This window comes from Porcipelethomonas ammoniilytica, from assembly GCF_025567485.1.
Taxonomy (GTDB): Bacteria; Bacillota; Clostridia; order Oscillospirales; family Ruminococcaceae; genus Porcipelethomonas; species Porcipelethomonas ammoniilytica.
In genome coordinates, this window is the sequence record NZ_JAOQKH010000022.1 from 1 (window position 1) to 19081 (window position 19081).

At 31.1% G+C, this 19081-nt stretch carries 15 protein-coding genes and 1 pseudogene; 4 read left to right on the forward strand and 12 right to left on the reverse strand.

Going from position 1 to position 19081, the window contains the following annotated elements:
• On the forward strand, positions 1-271 hold a 271-nt coding region (locus OCV67_RS11645; protein ID WP_262644599.1), incomplete at its 5' end, for a hypothetical protein.
• Between the two features lie 37 nt (positions 272-308).
• Here OCV67_RS11645 and OCV67_RS11650 read toward each other — a convergent pair.
• The 4 genes from OCV67_RS11650 to OCV67_RS11665 form a co-directional block, all read right to left on the reverse strand.
• Positions 309-1877 (reverse strand): AAA family ATPase, encoded by a 1569-nt coding sequence (locus OCV67_RS11650; protein WP_147644135.1) that lies wholly within the window; start codon positions 1875-1877, stop codon positions 309-311.
• Positions 1878-2205: 328 nt separating this feature from the next.
• Entirely contained in the window at positions 2206-4215 is a 2010-nt protein-coding gene (locus tag OCV67_RS11655; protein ID WP_147644136.1) for an SIR2 family protein, read from the reverse strand.
• A 156-nt stretch (positions 4216-4371) separates the two neighbouring features.
• Positions 4372-4722 (reverse strand): hypothetical protein, encoded by a 351-nt coding sequence (locus tag OCV67_RS11660; RefSeq protein ID WP_147644137.1) that lies wholly within the window; start codon positions 4720-4722, stop codon positions 4372-4374.
• A gap of 40 nt (positions 4723-4762) precedes the next feature.
• The gene (locus tag OCV67_RS11665; RefSeq protein WP_147644138.1) at positions 4763-5803 is read right to left on the reverse strand and encodes a TIR domain-containing protein; all 1041 of its coding nucleotides are present in this window, start codon (positions 5801-5803) and stop codon (positions 4763-4765) included.
• Between the two features lie 750 nt (positions 5804-6553).
• Here OCV67_RS11665 and OCV67_RS11675 point away from each other — a divergent pair.
• On the forward strand, positions 6554-7663 hold the full coding sequence (locus OCV67_RS11675; protein WP_147644140.1) for an IS3 family transposase: 1110 nt from the start codon (positions 6554-6556) through the stop codon (positions 7661-7663).
• 321 nt (positions 7664-7984) lie between these two features.
• Here OCV67_RS11675 and OCV67_RS11680 read toward each other — a convergent pair whose 3' ends face one another.
• The 5 genes from OCV67_RS11680 to OCV67_RS11700 are packed head-to-tail and all read right to left on the reverse strand — an operon-like array spanning position 7985 to position 13251.
• Entirely contained in the window at positions 7985-8566 is a 582-nt protein-coding gene (locus tag OCV67_RS11680; RefSeq protein ID WP_147644141.1) for an HNH endonuclease, read from the reverse strand.
• An 18-nt stretch (positions 8567-8584) separates the two neighbouring features.
• Entirely contained in the window at positions 8585-9202 is a 618-nt protein-coding gene (locus tag OCV67_RS11685; RefSeq protein WP_147644142.1) for a DNA-binding transcriptional response regulator, read from the reverse strand.
• A gap of 11 nt (positions 9203-9213) precedes the next feature.
• Entirely contained in the window at positions 9214-11478 is a 2265-nt protein-coding gene (locus OCV67_RS11690) for a sensor histidine kinase (RefSeq protein WP_147644143.1), read from the reverse strand.
• 17 nt (positions 11479-11495) lie between these two features.
• A complete protein-coding gene (locus OCV67_RS11695) occupies positions 11496-12941 on the reverse strand; it encodes an Eco57I restriction-modification methylase domain-containing protein (protein ID WP_147644144.1) in 1446 nt (481 codons plus the stop codon).
• A gap of 13 nt (positions 12942-12954) precedes the next feature.
• Complete coding sequence (locus OCV67_RS11700) at positions 12955-13251, reverse strand: helix-turn-helix domain-containing protein (RefSeq protein ID WP_147644145.1); 297 nt, start codon at positions 13249-13251, stop codon at positions 12955-12957.
• A 740-nt stretch (positions 13252-13991) separates the two neighbouring features.
• Between OCV67_RS11700 and OCV67_RS13745 the strand changes: the two genes are divergently transcribed.
• Both OCV67_RS13745 and OCV67_RS13750 read left to right on the forward strand, forming a co-directional pair.
• Positions 13992-14117, forward strand: a complete 126-nt coding sequence (locus OCV67_RS13745) for an IS3 family transposase (protein WP_394802706.1) — start codon at positions 13992-13994, stop codon at positions 14115-14117.
• A 257-nt stretch (positions 14118-14374) separates the two neighbouring features.
• Positions 14375-14458 (forward strand): annotated as a pseudogene (locus OCV67_RS13750) (IS3 family transposase); the annotation flags it as partial.
• A 206-nt stretch (positions 14459-14664) separates the two neighbouring features.
• Here the strand turns inward: OCV67_RS13750 and OCV67_RS11705 are convergent.
• Genes OCV67_RS11705 through OCV67_RS11715 form a run of 3 tightly spaced genes read right to left on the reverse strand, consistent with a single transcriptional unit; the run spans position 14665 to position 18607 of the window.
• Complete coding sequence (locus OCV67_RS11705) at positions 14665-15555, reverse strand: vWA domain-containing protein (RefSeq protein ID WP_178085120.1); 891 nt, start codon at positions 15553-15555, stop codon at positions 14665-14667.
• A gap of 23 nt (positions 15556-15578) precedes the next feature.
• The gene (locus OCV67_RS11710) at positions 15579-17342 is read right to left on the reverse strand and encodes a zinc-ribbon domain containing protein (RefSeq protein ID WP_147644147.1); all 1764 of its coding nucleotides are present in this window, start codon (positions 17340-17342) and stop codon (positions 15579-15581) included.
• A 59-nt stretch (positions 17343-17401) separates the two neighbouring features.
• Positions 17402-18607: a metallophosphoesterase family protein gene (locus OCV67_RS11715; RefSeq protein ID WP_178085121.1), complete on the reverse strand. Its 1206-nt coding sequence runs from the start codon at positions 18605-18607 to the stop codon at positions 17402-17404.
• Between the last annotated feature and the right edge of the window lie 474 nt (positions 18608-19081).

Here is a 19081-nt window from a genome sequence, read left to right on the forward strand (position 1 = left end):
TTTTCCTCTTGTGGATAAGCAACAAAAACGGCTTTATTTTTTCTACATATACAAAAAAGGCAGACTTGAGTTTTTCTTCCTCAAATCTGCTTCCATTTTCTTTTTATTTTCTTTTGTGTCGGTTCAAATCCCTCAAGTTGCCCAAAATCGCCCAAAAGCATCTATGGTTTTTTTATCTCTTTTTTTTGCTCTCAAAACACGAAAAAAGCCCGTAGATACGGGCTTTACGGCACTGTCATCTATTTTGTCAGTGCATGATGTAAAGCTCTGACAAAATAGATAACATTAATTTTTCTCAATTTTATGCCTTATTTAAATAAAATTTTAATTTTACAAGTATGCCGCTTATCATTCTTATTGTAATTAATTCCGACCAGTAAAACTTCTCCTGAGTAATCCTTCAAGCAATCAGCATATTGCCTTTTCTTGATTTGATCCAAAGCACTATCGGCAGATTTATCATATTTAAGTTCAACGATCATTGCAGGATTACTGTTATTTTTTCTCGGTCGGAAAACCAGATCGGCAAATCCTTTTCCGGCAGACAGTTCTCGTTCAATCGTATAAGTTTTTCGTGCGGAATAGTATGCAAGCGAAATTACACAGGACAGCGAATTTTCATCGTTGTATTTTAAAATCGATGTATTGTCACTATGTGCCTTGTCTATCAGTTCTGCGACTTTTTCTTCGTTGCCGTTCAGAGTTGATTTTAGAAGTTCATCTGATAATTTCAATGAATTAGCAACCTCCGACCATCCCATTACCTTAATAGTACTTGCAAACTGTTCTGAAATTTCGTAGTTTGGGATCGATACTTCCTTTGTATAAAAATCATATGTCAGGTATCCAAGATGAACTAAAAGTGTCAGTACATCGTCTTTTGTTTCAAAAGTTACCATGTCATTTGAGAATGTTGTCGTATCAATTATTGATTTTTGTCCGGCAAGGAGTTCAATAATTGTATCCTTCAAACCGTCAAAATTCATTTCGATATAGACTTTCAATGCCTCGTAAGTTTCGGTGGACGTCCAATAGTTATTAAACTGTCCTCTAAGAATCGATTCAACAACAGACTTCGGATTATAAATAGAAATTCCGTTTAAGTTATATCCATCATACCAACGTTTCATTTCTTCAAAAGGTTTGTCATACTTTTGGCATAGGAGTTTTACTTCTTCTTCGGTAAATCCGGTAAATTCTGAAATCGGATCGGCGTATGTCATGGAATACTCATAAAAAGCATTAATCGCCGAATGCTTTCCATATTTTTTTATTGGCAGAATTCCGGTCATATATGCGAGCGCTACATAGCTTTGATCCTTTAACAGACTCCTTAAAAAATCAAGATATTTTGTTTGAGCGTCAGTATCATTTTTATGTTCTCTAAAAATACAGTCCCATTCGTCTATTATAAAGATAAACGGAATTTTTTTCTCATGAAATATTTCATCAAGTACAGAAATCAAATCATTCCAGTCGAAGCAATCTACATCTCCGTTTTCTTTTTTTATTTCATGAATAAGACGCTTTCCAAGGTAATCCAGCATATCGTCAATAGATTTTGAGCGTTCCAAAAAATTCACCATATTAATATGAATTACATTATATCTGTTCAGATGCTTTTCAAATGTATCAGCTTTTGATATTTTTAAATTGCTGAACATTTCTCCCGAATCACAACCACGGCTATAGTACGCCGTCAGCATATTAGCCGCCATCGACTTCCCAAAACGCCTCGGTCGGCTAACGCAGATGAATTTCTGTTCTGTATAGATGACACTGTTTGAATAATCAATCAGCATACTTTTGTCAACATATATTTTGGAATTTAAGGCCTGCTGAAAATCAATATTGCTCGGATTTAAATAAATACCCATTGCTGCACCTCCGTTCCTTTAATATAAGTATATCAGCTTTTTACTTTGAAATCAAGTATTTGCACTGAAACCTTTTTTTGAAAATCCGGATATTTAAACTACCGTTTTACTCCTGCTGTATCTCATTGAATAGCTGCTGTTATTTTTCTTATTCTGTGCTGCATTCCAAAGTTCTTCGTTTATAATTTGAGGATAGTCGCAATTGCCAATATAAAATTCACGAGCTTTACCTTATATCTCATGCAATTCGTTTTTGCCATGTATCCTTTAATATAAAAAAATGTCATCTGAACATGCATAAGTCAAGTAAATTTAGAAACAATTGGATTTATAGGTTAATAAGTAAAGTATTAATTACTGCGTCAATCAATTCTCTAGGTGTATTGGTGTAATCTTGACCTCCTCGTTTTAATATTTCGTTTTTATATTCTTCTTTACTTGAGCCAGCATAAACAATAAATGGTATTTCTTTATTATTTTTACGGATTTTATCTAACAGAACATATCCTTCATCCTCTCCTTCTTTCCTTCTCATATCCGATATAATAAGTGCAAACTTATTATGCTGCATAAAATCTAATGCTTGCTGTGTTGATAAAGCCAATGTAAAATCTAAACCATATTGTTCAAGAACATTGCGTTCATAAACATTATTTTCCGGTCTATCATCTACCCAAAGAATTTGTTTCTTTTGATTTTTTTTCTTGAAATTATCTAAAGCTTCTCTGCATTCTGTTACAAAACGCAGAAAATCCTCAGCTTCTTTCAATGTTGCAATATAACCCTGATGTACAATATTATTATGTAATGTCATTATTTCTTTATAATAGTCACTATCATAATTGTTCGATATGTATTGATTTATTCTAAATATTTCACAAATAACTCCTTTATCATTTGTTTCAAAATCTGTATGGTGTGAAAAAATATGATTCTCTAGCTCCGAGTAGGCAGAAACAATGCACGCTGAATAATCTTCTTTTTTTAAAAGTTCATACGCATCGGCAAAGGCAACATGCTTATTATTGTTGTTATCATAACTGGTAGAAATAATATTAAAGACACTGCGACACCATTCTTTTAATTCTTTTGAAAAATAATAATTATCCTTTTCGTTAGTTATATCAAATGTATAAGTTAATACTCGTTGATTAATTAAAGAAACAGGTAAAACTGTATTTTTTTCACATAGTATTAATACATTGTTTTTTGGGGTTGTTGATTTAATTAATCCAAGTTCAATCATTACATTAGATGACGAATCTGAAACATCTATGATTGCAGCTTTAGATTTTCTAATCGCTGTTCGTGAAATATCAATCCAATTGTCATACGGCATTAACATGTCATCTATGCGAACCGGTGTAATTCCAAGAGTTTGAAGGGTTGGATTTATAAGATTAGAAAGTTGCGCTATACGAGACATGGAACATGAGATAAAACAAAGTTTATTATCTTCTGCTGGAATTTTCATTTGTTCATTTATTTTTTCATTAGTACTCTTTGTCGTTTTGTCTTTTTCGATACAAATATATTCATTTATTTCAACAAAAAAGTCATGTAATATAGTTTTATAATTTTGAGGTTGACCTTTAAGATTAATAATCCTTATATTTCGTCTCTTATATCTTGCTACTTTTTCAGAGGAGGCACCAACAGTTATATAATATGCAGGTTGTGCCATACGCCCTAATCTGCTATTTATTATCTGCCATACACTTCTAAAATCAATATCATCAAGACTATAGCCTATTAACAGTAATGTGTTTGCGATAAAAAGGTTCGCTACATATGTTGCCAAAACAGGATTTTGATCAAGATAAACATCATAATCATGTTCAGTAATTACCATCTTATCAGGATGATTAAAATCACCATGAAGCTTTACTATCTTATTATCTTTACCACTACCAATAGGTAATCTGTCTTTTGTTACAATAACTGGAATGGGACGGTGTAACAGTGTCATTGAATCTTCAATTAAGGAATCAAAATTAGTTGTACATATGGTTCCTGTGAACAATTCACAAAACGCCTTATATGTAGAACCTGGCTGTACTTTCCCAAAATGAAGTTCTTTCATTAACAGTTCAATCAATTTTGCTCGCGAATATAAGTCTTCATAATATGAAAGTGCATCTATAGCATTATTGTCATAGTGATAATCTGGAATTTCATCTGCAACAATTTTACCCAATTCATTCCAATCAGGCATAGATAATCCATCTGGAATATCAGCATTTTTGGAAAATCCTGCTCCAACAAATGGGATGACTCTACCGTTTACAAAGTCGTTTAATAACGGTTTGGGTATTGACGATATATATTTATATTCCATAGTTGACACTCCTTCTTTATAACTTTTTAAACCTTTTATGGCTGAAATATCTTGACGCTCTACCTTATCAGTTGGGACAACTTGCACATTTCTAAGGATGGATACATATTTTTATTTTAAGGCTTAACTTTTATTTGTGATTCTAAAATAAATCATTTATATTTCTTCTGCACACTGTTTACGCTTATCTTCTATCGTTGCAAACAATGAAACATCTGCTGCTGGTGTTTGACGAATATCACTTAACTCCTTCTGCATTGTTTCTATCTTCCTCAAGTAACATGTTGTATCTATTTCCTGAGTTTTTAACATATAATCGCAAAAATCAATTTCTGCATGAATTCTTTCAAGTGCAAAATTCAACCTGAACATTTGTGGGAATTTTGATGCTTTAGATAATTCATCTCTTTTATGGATTGCTATAGAATATTCAGCTTCAGCATTTTCATTTAAGTTCTTTTTTACTCGAGCTAAATTGTATTTGGCAAATGCTTGAATCACATCCATATTATCACCTAAATTATTGCTGCTTAATTCAATTACTTCCTTAAAATTTTTTTTCTGCCACTTTCAAATTTTCCTTGTTACATGATTTCAACGATGAATTCAAATAACTTAAACCGATATAATTTTTTGATACACATCCAATTATTGGAGCAATTTTACTCAATTTAAATTTTTGCATTTCTTCAAGGATTGCTTTTGCTATATTTGTATAAAAAATAGTACTTTCAATCTGATTTCTTTTTCTCTTATGTTCTTCATATAAATTCACATTCTTGATAATTTTACAACAAGCCATTATATATGAATTTTCTTCAGTAACATCAACAGATAAAAAATCAATTAGTTGACTACCTATAATTTTCTCTGGAAAAAAGGGAAGAAAAACTATTCTTTCAAAAATATATACTATTTGTTCTGCATCACTCAACATAGATTTTTCACTCATCCATATACTAAATATTTCTTTTAATTGCCATTCCAGAGAATATTTTTCAATTGATTCAAATTGTACCTTAGGGAAAAGATTTTCATAATTTGTTTTATATGCTGAATTTAAAACCAAGGAATTAGTTAAATCATTAATATTAAACTCATTCATCTTAACAATATTGTTCTTCATAATATTTAAGAACTTATTAAATAAAGTTTTTAGATCATTATTACTATTATTTGCATCTATTTCTTCTAAGTACTCCGCAGGAATATCTGAAGGCATCATGTATTTATTATCATTTATATCTTTATACGGAAAATCTGAAATAATCCATATTGAATTTTTGTTTAATTGTCCTTTTAAATAACCTAATTCCAGTATAACATTAGGCTTTGATACAAACATATCTTTACTATTAATATATAGATCTTTAGTAAGAAACACAAATGCAAAATCACATTTACTTAAATTATCAAATACTCGTAATTCAATATTTCTTTCTTGATCCAATAAAAAATTGTCAACCATTATTGGTTCAATACAATATCCTTCAGTTCTATAATTTATGATTATTTGTTTTAATTCGTTAGCGTATTTTATCGAGTTAAAACTATAAACTATTCCAATTTTTTTATTTGGTCTTATCATGTCTGATCCTTTCTACCCACAACTACTTTGTTCTCGACGAAGATATTGACATTCGTTACATACAGAAGCTATTAGAGTACAGTTCCATCACAACCACACAGATTTACATTCACGTTGCTATGGCAAAGCAAAAGGAAATCCTCTCTGTCAAGCACCCCAGAAACAAGATAAAAGTCAACGCAGAATAATATACAACTATCAATAGTTCAACCAAATTTCGACCAATATCAACATAATTAGCTGCAGCCTAATCACATTAAATAATAAATAATGAAGTTTCAATAAAAGTCAATACCTAATTCGTAATTGGTATAAATAAATTCGTAATCAGCATTAACATATTCCATTTAATTCCAATCTTATGTTTCTTATTATATAAAATATTTTCCACATTGTCAATATTTTTGGCAATTTCTTATAGAATTTTGTAGAATTATATATAATTAAATAATTCTATTTGTTAATATTATACAATAATATTTGATCAAAAAATAAATGCTTAGAACGCAGTGGTTCACAGCATTACATAATCCATTATTAAATTATTTCTTTGCATAAAGATACCGCTATTCAAACATGGTAGTTGAATAGCGGTATCTTTATTATTTTGATTCATATTGTTCTTTTAATATCTGAATTTTCTTATTCTAAATTACTAAGTTTCATTTCAAATTCATATACTACGGTCTGATCTGCCATTTTTAACACTCCTCTTCTATCATAAAAAATATATATTACATACTATAAAAGTTGATTATTTCATGCTCATTAAACCTTTCAGGTGAATCAGTAACTTTTATTGCCGATGAATTGGGTATCGCAAAAAGCACACTGTACAACTGGATAAAAAAGTTTAAACCGGTTACAGAAGAAAAGAAGTTTATTGCCAAAGATTTTAATAATCTTAAACAAAGAACAAATCGTCAATCTGATATGATTGAGATTCTAAAAACTGTTGAATGCAATGCTCACTCCCCTTTGCAAGAAAAGCTGTGTGAGATTGAAAAGCTGTATGGAAAATACAGTGTTCATGTTCTGTGTGATGCACTCAATATTCCACGAGGTACTTTTTATAACCACATCAAACGGAACAAGCGTGATAATGTTTGGTATAAAAAACGGCGTGAGTATTTCTGCGGTGAAATTAGAAGAATTTTCGAAGAAAACAATCAGATTTTCGGAGCAAGAAAAATCGCCGCTGTTCTGAGAAACAACGGCGAGCAAGTAAGCAATAAATATGTTCGTAAACTCACGGTTGAAATGAACTTAAACAGCATTCGAACTAACTCTAAAAAAGAATATTTAAAAGATAGGCGTAAAAGAAATATTTTAAAACAACAATTCAATGTTGACAAACCTAATACTGCATGGGTAAGCGACATTACATATTATAAATATAACGATAAGTGTTTTTTTATTTGTGCTATTACCGATTTATTTTCAAGAAAAGTTATAGCTTATAAAATCTCAAAAAACAACAGTACTCAACTTACAAAGTCGACTGTTAAAATTGCAATTGAATCACGTCATCCCAATAAAGGTCTTATATTTCACAATGACCACGGTGCAAATTACACATCAGCAACTTTCTCTAAATATCTGACTGAAAACGGCATAACCCAATCATTTTCAAAGGTCAGAAACCCTTACGATAACTCTGTAGCAAAATCATTCTTCTCATCTCTCAAAAGAGAAGAATTGTACAGAAGAAAAATAAAGTCCGAATATGAATTAAAACAAATAATCTGCGACTATATAGACTTTTACAATAATCGCAGACCTCATGCCACTATAAATTACAAGACTCCAAATCAATATGAATGTGAATACTTCGGAAACACCGAAAAAACCTCAGATTGATAATTGGAATAAGGGGTTCAGATTTAGACTTTTTTAATGTTTTATTTTGAAATTCAACTGTTTTTAATTTTAGTCTTAAAAATTACAACTTTTAAAAAAGCCGGAAATCCCCTATAATAAAGGGTTCCCCGACAAAAATTTAACGCCATTTGAACTCGAGGGTTCAGATGGCGTTAGGCTTATCAATTTTATTTTTTAATATTTAATTATGAAATTCAACTACAAAAAAGCCAACCTCCCTATAATAAAGGGGTCTCGACAAAAAGTCAACGCCATTTGGACTTGAAGGTTCATATGACATTATACTTATCATTTTATTAATCATTCTCTTTTAGTAAAGAGTAATGCTGTTAATTTTTTTAATTCCACATTTAATTTTATGTATTCTTTACTTTCTTCTGTTGTCATTTGTAAAATTTTTTCTTCAAGTTGTTCTTGTCTTTCAAGAATCTTTGTACATAGCCATAACTCTCTCATTGGACGCATTTGAAATTTAAACACTATATCACACATATATTTACCTACTTCAGTAATGCCCTTTATTGTTCCATCATCCAAACGAGTTAAATGATTATCATAATCCTCACTAGCAGGATCGACAAAACCAATAAATCCATCATTGCATTTAGATTTATCTTTTGTTGGCCACTTATCAGATTTTTTTCTATTACATGTATAACAAGAATACACTAAATTACTATACTCTTTTTCTAATTCAGGTGCAACAGATTTAGGCATAAAATGATCTATTTCAAAAGCATTTTTTGTGATTTTTTCTGATTTTCCGCAATAACCGCAAATACAGCAAAAATCTTCTCGCAACTCCTGTCGATAATCTTTATAATCTGATTTACTAACTACATTTTGTCGCCTAACAATAATATTGTTTATATGCACTCTCATTGGCTAAGCTCCCTAATTTCACTGATTTAAGAGCTTATCTAGTGATTCTAAAATGTCCGACATTTTTTTCGTAGCATTAGTAGTTAATAATTCAGCTGGTATATCATCCACTTCATTGTAAGCCCTCAATATTTTAAATATATCTATAAAGCGTTCCTCTTCATCTAGAGAAATGGTTCCATTATCCTTTTTTTTCTTTAGCACTTCATACTCATTTACATTTAGTTTCAGTCTATTGTCAAATACATCTACCGCTTGCTTTAAACACGTTATTATTTCTTCAAATTCCGGTGAAGAATAATCAGCATCTAACTTCTCTCTTTCGATAAATAAGTTTTGAATAACAAGATTCTCACTAATTCCTTGATCACAATAATTCGTAAGAATAATACAAGGTAAATCAGGTAATTCACTATTGAGAAATGCTACTAATTCAGTGCCATTAAAATCATACATAGATGTTAATTTATAATCAACCAACATACACTTTATTTCATTTTTTAATATCCATTTAAGAACATCATTCTTTGTAATACATCCATCTACAAAAAACAAATTAATATCTTTACGTTTCAATCTTATCATATAATCATTAATTAACGTTGTATCATCATCTATAAAACCAATTTTATACATAAACATATCTCCTATCGTTTAGCATTAAGAGTTATCTTGGCATAAAATCCAGATGCGTGTTTAATATTTTCAGACAAATCAATATAACCTCCATAATCGTTAACAATTCTATTGATTATCCACATTCCCATTCCTGTACCTATTATTTCACCATTTGCTGAGCGTTTATCACTTTCAAAGGGTTCTAGAATCAAACGAGGATTCTCCTTATATTGATCAATTAATCCTATACCTGTATCAGAATACCTAATCATTATTCCCGTATCTGTCGATTCTATTCTAATATCAATTTCCATTCTATCTATTCTTGTTGTATCATAAGAAGCTGTACTATTTGAAATAAGATTATTTAATATACTTTCAAGTTCATATGGAAAGCATCTCAAATTTATATCTTTTTCAATATTGCAATTTATAGAAATCTTTTTAGGCTCTAATGCCAACTTCCAACTAGTTACCAATTCTGAAATTAATTTGCTTATATCTGTTATTCGCATAGTTCTTTTATCACGCCTTACAGATTCTACAGTGACCTTAAACCAAGATGTAAAGAAACCACGAAATTTATTAGCCTCTAGAATATAATTATAAGCAGCATCTAAATCTTTATCAAATTCAATAGCTTCTTTGGCCATTGTTATTTTCATTCCCAACTTATGAGTAATTCCTTTGATTTCATGAATATATGTGTTTGTAACAATTCCTGTAGTTGCAAGAACACGTAACATTTGAAGTTCTGTCTCAAGCTGCTTGATTGTGGAATCTTTCTTATCAACCAAAACAGACACTTTATTAACTTCTATGAACTCAGGTGAATAGTTAGTGTTTTTCCGTTTCGAACGTTCTCTATTTTGAACATCTTTCTTTATTTTATCATCAAGTTCTCTTTCAATTTCAGCAGTCGGATGCATTTTTTCAAAATATGTATTAAGCTTTCTACATACTGCTTGTCTATCCTGCTCAAAATATTTGATAATATTTCGTAAAAAATCTTGAAGTATTCTAAATTCTTCAGTTTCGACAATCCCTTGTCTATTAGCTTGATCTGGAAGTGTAATATTTGTACGCGATATATAGATACTACCATGCATTTGATCAGCATTGACACGCCATGCTCCCGTAGAATGTGATACAGCAGCTGGTGATTTATTTTTTCTTGCCGACAACATAAGCCAATCAACGGAAGATGATTTAGGATCACCATATGGTCTGACTCTAAATCCATCTCTATAAATTCTTATTCCTCCAAAGGAATCTCTAATATCAGGTCTACCAGTAATATCTTTATAGAAAAATTTTTCTCTATCGACCTTATTAACTGAAAGTTTTGTAAAATATAGTGTTCCTTGAAAATCACCAATTGTATTATCAATTGGCTTCTTATTTCGTAAAACGCTATTAAATGTAGTTTCTATAACTATTGGTGTTCCAGAAAAATAAAGCTTTTCTTTGTCATCAAAACCGGCTTCAGTAGTTATTTTATCAAAGTTGTCACCAAAATCAAATTCTTCACGATTTATAGTAATTGTAACATCGCCATTGCTGTTAGCAAAGAATTTAATTCGATAATCATATGAAAAATCATCACCTTCCTGCAATAAAGCAGCTTCATCAATTGATGTATCACTTTCAAAAAAATAAATATTAAAAATATCCTTAAATTCGGGAGGAATTAATGTTTTTAAATTAGAACGTATGCTGTCTATAATCGACTTATCCCAACTATCTCTTAAGTTTGTTAATTTAAACAATGAACCTGTTTTAGAAAATTCCTTTGTTATCAAATTGACAACTGATTTATTTGTAATTCCATCAACAAATTCGACAAAAGATAAATTACTCTTATCTAAATCTGCCGTTATATCTGTTATTTTTTGTCCAAATGAAAATACATCCCAATCTACATTCCATAACAAATGCTCATCTTTTGATATTGTCAAGAGGCTGCAGTTATCTGCAATCCTATCCAACGCAAACCGACCTATTCCTTTTGCACCTGTTTGTATACGTCCCTTTTGAGTTTTGAAACTAATCTTTTTTGAGGAACTTCCTATAGTCATCCAATGTTTCAAAATGACCTCCTCTGTCATTCCAGTACCATTATCAGCAATGTATAATATATCTGTTTCTTTTTCATAATAAAGAAGACATATAGAAGCATCGGCATCATATGTATTTTTGACCAATTCCAATATAGCTCCATCAAGTTTTGATACATTTTCTCGACCAATAAGTTTTGCTGTATAGGCATCTACATTAAAAGGTATCTTAGCCATATAACTTCCTCCCATTTTTAGTCATTCAACATATCTATTGGAAAATAAAAGTTGTTTATATCTTTAGGTGATATCCTATACGAATTGCCATTTGAGATAACACCTATAGATTCAACATATGAATAAAACAATTCGCTTTCTAAAACATTTTTGGCTTTACAAAGGTTATATTTTTGTTGATTTTTTTGCGGTACAATATATAACCCAGATGTAGGAATAGTGTCTTTATCTAGTAAATATACTTTAGCACTTCCAGTAATTAAAGTAGATATCAGAAGTTTAGATTGATTTAAATGAGTTAAAGCCTGAGAACGACCATACTCAAACCAATTTATACCACTGTCACTTTTCCTTTTTTTCAACTCGCTTCTATAATGGTTAAGATAAACTACCGCTTGTGGATAAAGATTTTCAAATTGCATAGTAGTATATTTTTGTAAACCTTTTTCTGTATAATAGTATGGGAAAATCACCATCTCTTCTTTTCTAAAATTTATAGATCGAGGACTAACTGCTTTTCTTAATAATCCTTTTTCCAATCTATATTTTCCAACAGCTATATAATCACCGCATTCAGAATACTCATCAATTATATATACTTTATTCAATAACGTAGCAATACTACTAACAGCATGAAAAAGATCTCCAAATCTAACCAATTTTTCTTTTGCGGAATACTTTGTACTTTTAAATATCCACTTGTCTTTTAATTTATATTTTTTTATTTGAATGTTGGTTTTATCACTTAAATTATGATAATTCACAAATGATTTGCTTTTACTTTTATCACATACAATTATAGCAGATGCCGTCAATTTTCCTGAGAACAATTTCTGATTTGTGTAATCATAAATGTCAGTTAAATAAGGTAAAAAATACTCTCTTAAATTTTGAGCAAATCTATTTTTAAATATGTTAGTTGGAATTAAATAAGCCAATTTCCCAGTGGATTTTAACGATTTTAAGCTTGCTTCAATAAATGCATAACAATAATCAAATTTGCCGACTGAACAAGTTTCATAGGTATCTTTTATAAACTTCCTATCAGACTTTTCAAGTTCTTTATAAGTAATATACGGAGGATTTCCTATAACGAAATCAAACTCATCTATGATATTTTCTTTTAAAACATCACCCTCTAGTATATTCCAACAAACATCATATATATTATAAGTTTCGGCCAAACAATTTAATCGATTTTTACAATTTTCAATATGCTTCTTGTCAATCTCAGCAGCCCAAATGTCATTTTGCAATCCAATTCTAATATCTTCAATAGACATACATTGTTTTAAACAATTGATAATATACCTTTTTACAATCTCTGTTAAAACATTCCCATCACCACAAGAATTTTCAGCTACTTTTTTTCCATACAAATTATTTTTATATCCTACAACATTCAATAGTTTATTTACATTATCATAAGGGGTAAAAACTTGACATTTAGCATATACAGGCATTATAACGTTCCTCTCATTTCATTGACTTTAAAAGTGAACTTTTTTGTTCAGCAGATAAGCTTGACCATTTTTCCAACATCTCAGATTGTTCTTTTGTAAGTACAACTAACTCACCTTCATTTGCGAAAAATTGAGACAATGTTATTCCAAATGCTTTGCAGATATCCTCGAGCGTACTGATGCTCGGATCATTATTACGACTGAACATATTTGATAAAGTAGATTGAGAAACACCTGATGCTTTTAATAATTTGTACATTGACCAGTTTCTACCATTAAGCAATTTTCTTATTCTTTCCAAAGTATTCAATACTACCCCTCCTATATAAATTATATTATACTACGCAAAAGGGGGTGTAGTCAAGAACTCATTTGTTGATCATTTGGTTTTCATTTGTTTAGTATTAATATGTGTGATTTCACATTTATATAATAAAACACATTTTTATATGAATGAGTTACTAAATTTCAATAGAAAACTGTATGATCAACTGATAAAACAGTAAAACCATTTTCAGCAAAGCAATCAATCCACTCTCGCTTGGAATAGTAATGTACTTTCAGCTGTTGACGTATTTTTGTGAGCTCTTGCCATTAATCCTTCGTTGTGTTTTCAAGAGGATAAAACTGTCTCACGAAGTACTTTTTATAACTACATCAAACGGAACAAGCGTGATAATGTTCGGTATAAAAAAGGCGTGAGTTTTTCTGCGTTGAAATAAGAAGAATATTTGAAGAAAACAATCAGATTTTCGGAGCAAGAAAAATCGCCGCTGTTCTAAGAAACAACAGTACCCAACTTACAAAGTCACTGTTAAAATTACAATTGAATCACGTCATCCAAATAAAGGTCTTATATTTCACAACAATCATGGTACAAATTACACTTCAGCGACTTTCTCTGACTATCTCGCTGAAAACAGCATAACTCAATCATTTTCAAAGCTCAGAAACCCTTACGATAACTCTGTGGCAGAATCATTCTTCTCATCTCTCAAAAGAGAAGAATTGTACTGAAGAAAAATAAAAGCTGAATATGAATTAAAACAAATAATCTGTGACTATATAGACTTTTACAATAATCGCAGACCTCATGCTACTATAAATTACAAGGCTCCAAATCAATATGAAGGATTTCCAAATAAAAAGTTAATACCATCTGGATTTAAGGGGTAAGATGGTATTAAACTTACCACTTTTTCACAACTGTTGTTTAAGAACACATGAAAGCGGATTAATTTTTCATAGTGACAGAGGTGCAAATTACATATCAACTATTTTCCAAAAATATCTTGCATCACACGGAGTTATCCAAAGCACCTCAAATTCCGGCACACTCTGTAATGGAACCATTTTTCAGTTCTTTAAAGCGAGAATAACTATATCATACTGATTTCACTTCTGAAAAAAGCTTTAAGTGAACCGTAGAGAAATACATATCATTTTACAATCATGAAAGACCCCATTCAATGATAAAATATAAAACACCATGCCAGGCAGAAGAAGAATATGCCTAAAACACGATGTTTCTATTGAATAATATTTGGAATATAGGGTTCAGATTTTAACTTTTTTAATGTTTAATTATGAAATTCAACAATTTTCATTTTAACATTCAAAATTACAAAATAAAAAATGTCAAAAACGCCCTATAATAAAGAGTTTCTTGACAAAAAAATAACACCATTTGGACTCGATAGCTCAGATGGCGTTAAACTTATCATTAAGCTAATCCAGATAAATACTCATACAGGATGCTTTGCCCCATTTGATTATTATTAACATTTATATCTTCAACGACAGGCTCACTTTGTATACTGTTACCCTCCGAAACCATTACACTTTGCTTTCGCTTAACATGATCCTTAATTTCTTTGAAAATAACGCTATAATCTTCTGGCTTAATCATTTTATAACGTTCACTAAAACTTTGTGGTACTTTTTCTACTGGAAACATATCTCGTAACCTTGCCATATCAGCTCCTTCACCAATACCTAATGGAAATAAAAACAATTCCCCCTTTTGTACACGTTCTCGAACTTTTGAGAATTCTATACGTGGGTCATCGGTAGGAGTACCATCTGTCATAAATACCAATATAGGAGTGTAGTAATCATTATCTGCGTTTCTAAGATCATTCTGCATTTCATCTAATTGTGCAAGTGATGTACGAATTCCATCACCCATTGCTGTTTCTGCCTTTTCAACAGTACATTTACAAGATTGAATATCCATAGCTTCACAATCAAGAAAATCATATCTTACACTTGCAAAACGACTATAAGTAATAATTGATACTGCAACTTGACGACAAAGCTCTCTATCAAATTTTAATTCACTCAAAAGGCTACACAATGTTTCATTCAATTTGTCAATTTTTTTATAATGTGCATACCCTGGACGAATATCATCTAAATTAAAATAGTTAACACTATGTCCATCAGAAAAACCAGAACCTGTGTTTCTTCTTAATCCACCCTCTTCAATCCACCATTCGTCCATAGACTGACTCACGTCTACGCAAAAGCAGATTAATGCACGAGGATCTCCATTAATGAGCAATCTGCGTTGTTGGTTATAGTGTTCACTTGTATAATAAGCTTCATTTGCCATATGCGTTCTCCTTTCCATGATAATTAATAACGTTTTTTCCTACAGTTAGGACAACGTGTAGGCAGATTATATCCTTTTCTATTAAAATACTCCATTTCCCCATTTGTAATAGAAAAACTTCTACCACAATTACGGCATGATACCCAACGAGCCGGAGAATTCTTCCAAGCCTCTTTCTCTTGTTTTGACTTTTCAATCATTTCTTTAAAACAATTGCCACAGACACTAGTTCGCAGATTTCGTAATCTATCTTCAAATTCTCGCATTTGATAAATTGGTACTTCTCGACCACAATGTCCGCACTTTATTGTCCGTTTTTTACAATCTTTGCACCATCGCTGTTTTTTGAAATCAAAATCACTTTTACCAATTTCATGAAGGACCTTCGTTCTGTTTGTATAGTAAAATGTACGACCACAGCATTCACATTTAAATGACATATTTGATTGATCGCCTGCACATGGAAGACAAATTCTGTAGCCTCTTTCCCATATATCAATTTTTTCCTGTTGCACATGTATACTATGTATAAAATAATAATCTGGATGTTCTTGTCCACAAATATTGCACCTTACAAATACTCGTTTCCCATCATGCCTAAAAGTACGTGGAAACATACTTTGCGAATCAGTTCTATTTGAAGTAATGAGAGTATTGGCAAAGTCCTTAGACATTCTTAACCAATCTGTAGTTTTTAGACGGCATCCAGGTTTAGCATACTTTCCATTTGCATGAAATGTATTATAAAAGCCATCACACATTTGATATGGTAGATGATCCCATACAATTCGCCATATACCACTTGGTCGTTCTGCATCCCGTGAACGTCGCATGCCACCTCCTACACTAAACGGAAAAGACATATCCATAATACTATCACGTTCATTAGCATTTCTCCCTTTTGCATAAGGAAATTTTCCAGGCATCATCAGCATAAAGGTTAATACACCTATCTGATAATTTTCTTGATCCATTGTATAAATCAATTGAGTTTTATTATCACGCAAAAGTTCAGGTGGTGTAAATGTTTGATTACGAGAAAGAGCTGGATAACCTTCAATCTGCCAACAGTCTGTATCAACAAAATATACATCTTTTGTATCTGCAATATATATGGAAGCTGGATTTATACACCCAAATAGCAGACCCAAGTCATGCATCTTGCGAATTTTATCCAGTATAGTCATAGTTAAATCACATAAATCATTTTTATTCCATTGCGGAAAAAACTGCGACAAACCTGTGGCTCCATTAAATACAGAGCGTGTTAACTGAACACCTCGAGAGGCTGGAACAAGAATACCTACAAAATATCCATTATCATCATTAAGTATATCTATAGGCCAACAAACACCAGGAATCTCAATTTTTTCTCGCAACATACGATTTGCTTTATTTTCTAACATGTCTAACCTAAGCACATCCAACGTATATACTTTCGCAAAATAATCTGCATTATCAGTAGCATAAGTTACAGAAATATGATCGGTCATCAAAGCTTCTTTCAGCCAAAGAGGTCTACCATTATATTTTGTAATTACTTTCTTCCCTGTTTTTGGGATATAATTTGGCACTTTAATCGATTGCCCGACAGATACAGGGTTGGTAATTATCTTAAACGGTTTGACACCTTGTGCTGTACTTCCCAACCAATCAGCCGCAGAGTGAAAGGGTACTTGATTTAAATCTACGGATTTTGGGATTTGGTTTGTAGTAGATGTATTAGCATTTCCAACTTCTGCAACATTTGTTTCCCGTCTTCTTTTAAATGAATCTAAAAATGCCATATTGTCCTCCTTTACTATTCATCAAAATATAATAATCTTTTTGTAGCTTCAAGCATATCTTATGTATTAGAATCATGGTTTGGAATCCGTTCTAAATCATGATAAATTTCTTTTGCTTGTTGCCGTGCACTAATAACACCTTCAACTGCCTTTTCGTAATAAAATACCAATAAACATCTGCCTATTCCTTCATGATAGCTGGTTTTCCAAATAGCCTCAGCCTCTTTCAACCATTTTCCTGACATAAAAATGCTATGATCTTTCATAATGTTTTTTATTTGTTTATACATAATCTGAGGCTCATTTATGATATTATCTTTATTATAAATCATAGGGAAAAAGTATCTTTTATCAATGTCATAATAATACGTTGAATCTTCAATAAAGCCTTTTGGTGTCCATCTATATGCTTGGACATATGTATTATCATCATTTCGCCATTCGTAATAAACTATACCAATATCAGAAAATAAATCTCCTGATTGTGGTGCCGATTTAGCACAAGTAATACTTGGAATTGTAATATTAGGGGTAGAGATTTTTGAAATCGGATGGTTTGCATATTTATGGCTATCGCCATGAAGATATGCACTTACTTTTCGACGATCAATAATCCCTTTTACTCTTTCAGCGTAACAAGAAAACAAAGAATCAATACCATGATGTCCTAATATAATTGTTGGTTTATTAAAGTCAATTTTGCATTGAGACAATGCATTAATATCAAGAATTTCTCCATGTTCTTCATCGTCACTAATTAAAGCTGTATTTAAATAAATAATATTAATCAAATTATTCCAATCAATGCAATTTACTCCACTTGGATCAGTTATCCTTTTATCTACAAAATTTGAATCATTATAAAATTTACGTACAAAATTATTATAATCAGAAAATCCTCTATATAATAAATATTTTGAATAAACATTATAATCATTTGCTTTCGAATGTACACATATATCAGAAATAGCGTCTGTTCTTCCTTCATAATTGTTCACATCATGATTTCCAGGCACGAGAAAAACGTCTTGCTTATCAATGTGAAAAATATCAATAAGCAATTCTAAGTAATCCCACGCAAGCGAAAAATCCGTTTCATATTTTTTATGACGAAAATCACCAGTCACAACAAGAAATTGTGGTGAAATGATTTCTGCTAATTCTCTATAATCATCTAGCATTAATGTGGTATCTGCTTCGGGAAATACATGCAAATCTGAAATATGAAGCCATGAAGCTTTTATACTATTATCACTATAATCCATGTTTACCCCCATCACTGTATTACTACATGCCATATGCACTTATACTACAATAAATCCCAACAATCTTTTCTGTTTGAAGAAATGAAATGAACCGTTGAGTTATCTGTATTTTCACACTCACCAGTTCTCAACTAATTATCAATAAGACAACTCTGCACAAAGATCGCCTGACGACTCTGCATACAATCTGCTTGCATATTTTTCGTCATATTTCACATAAATTTCTACCATTTACATTAACAACTCGACATGCTTCATATCTGAAAAATTATTAATTCTAATAAAACTAAATAATTATTTATGTAAAAGATAATATACAATTATCAATAGTGTCCAACCAAATTCCGAATTCGTAATCAGTATTAACATATTCCATTTAATTCCAATTGGTGCTATACTAAAAAAGTGGACAGCAAAAAGCGAAAGATGGTATAATAATAAAAAAAGGAGAGAAACACATGGAAAACACCAAGT

Bases quoted from the DNA above. Each gene is read 5' to 3' on its own strand.
- OCV67_RS11650 (WP_147644135.1), bottom strand. From the start codon at position 1,877: ATGGGTATTTATTTAAATCCGAGCAATATTGATTTTCAGCAGGCCTTA.
- OCV67_RS11655 (WP_147644136.1), bottom strand. From the start codon at position 4,215: ATGGAATATAAATATATATCGTCAATACCCAAACCGTTATTAAACGAC.
- OCV67_RS11660 (WP_147644137.1), bottom strand. From the start codon at position 4,722: ATGGATGTGATTCAAGCATTTGCCAAATACAATTTAGCTCGAGTAAAA.
- OCV67_RS11665 (WP_147644138.1), bottom strand. From the start codon at position 5,803: ATGATAAGACCAAATAAAAAAATTGGAATAGTTTATAGTTTTAACTCG.
- OCV67_RS11680 (WP_147644141.1), bottom strand. From the start codon at position 8,566: ATGAGAGTGCATATAAACAATATTATTGTTAGGCGACAAAATGTAGTT.
- OCV67_RS11685 (WP_147644142.1), bottom strand. From the start codon at position 9,202: ATGTATAAAATTGGTTTTATAGATGATGATACAACGTTAATTAATGAT.
- OCV67_RS11690 (WP_147644143.1), bottom strand. From the start codon at position 11,478: ATGGCTAAGATACCTTTTAATGTAGATGCCTATACAGCAAAACTTATT.
- OCV67_RS11695 (WP_147644144.1), bottom strand. From the start codon at position 12,941: ATGCCTGTATATGCTAAATGTCAAGTTTTTACCCCTTATGATAATGTA.
- OCV67_RS11705 (WP_178085120.1), bottom strand. From the start codon at position 15,555: ATGGCAAATGAAGCTTATTATACAAGTGAACACTATAACCAACAACGC.
- OCV67_RS11710 (WP_147644147.1), bottom strand. From the start codon at position 17,342: ATGGCATTTTTAGATTCATTTAAAAGAAGACGGGAAACAAATGTTGCA.
- OCV67_RS11715 (WP_178085121.1), bottom strand. From the start codon at position 18,607: ATGGATTATAGTGATAATAGTATAAAAGCTTCATGGCTTCATATTTCA.